Genomic DNA, 2,237 nt, shown 5'->3' with positions numbered 1-2,237 from the left:
TCCGTGCCATCAGCGCGTCGATCAAAGCCGCCTGCCGATCCAGCAGGGCGTCCTTATCAGCGTCGGTCAGCAAGCGTCGGGGCGGGTGAGTCATGGGAATCTTGACTCATATCAGCCCCTCAAATCAAGACAGAATGCCACCGACGTGAGCAGTTACGCCGCGACAGCCGTCCACAGTGGTGACGGAGGAACGGCGCGGAATTGCAAAAAGCCTACGACCAATCCAGTAAGCTCGCATCTATCGACATGGACGTAACCGATCTTCGTCTCGGCAGACTGCTTGACAGGGAAAATCATGTCCATTCATCGTGCTTTCATTCTGGCGGGCCTGCTGCCTGCCACTGCCGTTGCCGCTCCGCTTGAGGTGCAGCCCGTCACGGACGGGGTCTGGGCCATCGTCGGCGAAACGGAACAGCGCAAGGCCGAAAACTTTGCCAACAACGCGACCTTCGGACTGGTTGTCACCGATGCGGGCGCAGTGCTGGTGGATCCCGGCGGATCGTGGAAAGGCGCCGAGGCGCTGCACGAGGCCATCCGCAGCGTCACCGACCAGCCCGTGAAACATGTCATCAACACCGGCGGGCAGGATCACCGCTGGCTTGGCAACGGCTACTGGCAGACGCAGGGCGCGACGGTGATCGCATCCGAAGCGGCGGTCGAGGATCACCGGGCGCGCGCATCCCAGCAAATGAGCGCACTGGCGCAGTTTCTCGGCAAGGGACTGGAGGGGACCGAGCCGTCCTACGCCGACGTGACCTTCGAGAGCGATTACACGCTGGACTTCGGCGGCCTCAGCTTCGAGATCATGCAGCGCGGCTCCGCACACACCCCCGGCGACGCTTTCGTCTGGCTCGATGAGCGCGACGTGATGTTCACCGGCGACATCGTCTATGTCGAACGCATCCTGGGCAACGGACCGGCGGGCAACATCAAGAGCTGGATCGAGGTGTTCGAGGCCATGGCGGCGTTCGAGCCAACCCATATCGTGCCCGGCCACGGCCATGCCACGGATCTGGCGACGGCGCGGCGCGATACCTACGACTACCTGGTGAACCTGCGCACGCAGATCGGCGCGCTGATCAAGGAGGGCGGCGGCATCATGGACGCGCCCGCGATCGATCAGTCGGCATGGTCTTATCTGGAACAGTTCGACAGCCTGACCAGTCCTCGATCGACAGTGCCGCGATCCCGGTATCGACGGCCCGCGTGACATTTTCAGCGACGTCCTCGGGGCGATCGGCGAAGCCGTTCTCGAAGTCCGCGTTGACGGGCAGGGGAGTCGATGCAACGAGCTTCTTCAGATGATGGAGCGTGGCATCGAGACCGAGTTCGCCATCTTCCTTACCCGCCGTCCAGGCGGCACCTGAGCTGGTGGACGCAATCGCCCTGAACCCCAGTTTCGTGAGGCGGACCGCGCTGCCTGCGTCCCAAGCATTGGGAAGCAAGAAAAAGCCGCTCTCGTGCATGTTGCGGAATTTCGCTCGCTTCTGGGCCGCGGTGATCATCGGTGGCTCCCGTTTAGAACGGACGAAATATCGTCCCGGTACGGCGCTGGACACAAACAAGCGAACCGCCCCACAGGACGTCGCTTATCCGAAGACCAATCAGCCCGAAGTCTGGTCACTGTCGTTCAACCCGCAAGTTGCTTCCGGCCAATGAGCGCTCGTTCGCTTTACAAAACTGCGGGTTTGCGGGTTCGGACACGAAGCGAAAGCTGGGCATAGCGCAAAGCGAGGAAGACGGTCTGGCCCGTCACTGTTCCTTATCCCGAAAGCAAACAGGCCCGGCCGCACCTCGAGGAACGACCGGACCAGTCTCACGCACTCACGATGCGCGCCTGCTGATTTATCGACAGGTGACCGATGCTGCAATGTGAGTGCCCACCGCTTGAGGCTCTTATTCCTCATGTCTCAGCCTAAAGGGCCTCGTAGACACACGATTCCATCGAGGCGTCTCGACATAGGGCTTCTGGTCCTCCCAAGCGTATAGATCGAGATCACCGACGAGCCGAGTCTTCAACCACAAAAGTGCCAAGACAGCATCATCGATCTTGTCGTTATCGATCTCCACGCGGTCAGGATAACACAGCAAACCGAGACCGCCGCGGCTCACACCGGATGGATACGGAGGTCGCGGACCTCAAGTCCTACATCGTCCGTCTGGAGCACCTCGTCGAGGAGTTCCGGCGCGTGAGGTTCGGCCGCGCCTCGGAGAAGCTTGACCCCGACCAGATGGCG

General features: G+C 61.4%; 3 protein-coding genes. 2 read left to right on the top strand and 1 reads right to left on the bottom strand.

Translation table 11 applies throughout. The annotated features are described in order from the left end of the window. The first annotated feature begins 280 nt into the window (after window positions 1–280). Complete coding sequence (locus tag VQ042_RS25315; protein WP_331823009.1) at window positions 281–1,210, top strand: MBL fold metallo-hydrolase; 930 nt, start codon at window positions 281–283, stop codon at window positions 1,208–1,210. On the opposite strand, the gene VQ042_RS25310 is transcribed toward VQ042_RS25315, so the two are convergent. Beyond that, entirely contained in the window at window positions 1,098–1,466 is a 369-nt protein-coding gene (locus VQ042_RS25310; RefSeq protein WP_331823010.1) for an isocitrate lyase/phosphoenolpyruvate mutase family protein, read from the bottom strand. The two genes, VQ042_RS25315 and VQ042_RS25310, sit on opposite strands and share 113 nt — an antisense overlap. Between VQ042_RS25310 and VQ042_RS25305 the strand changes: the two genes are divergently transcribed. Further along, on the top strand, window positions 1,372–1,659 hold the full coding sequence (locus tag VQ042_RS25305; RefSeq protein ID WP_331823011.1) for a hypothetical protein: 288 nt from the start codon (window positions 1,372–1,374) through the stop codon (window positions 1,657–1,659). The genes VQ042_RS25310 and VQ042_RS25305 overlap by 95 nt on opposite strands. Window positions 1,660–2,237: the final 578 nt, after the last annotated feature.

This window comes from Aurantimonas sp. A2-1-M11 (genome assembly GCF_036549475.1).
Taxonomy (GTDB): domain Bacteria; phylum Pseudomonadota; class Alphaproteobacteria; order Rhizobiales; family Rhizobiaceae; genus Aurantimonas.
The sequence above is the reverse complement of the archived record's forward strand: the minus strand, read 5'-3'. Positions and strand labels throughout refer to the sequence as shown.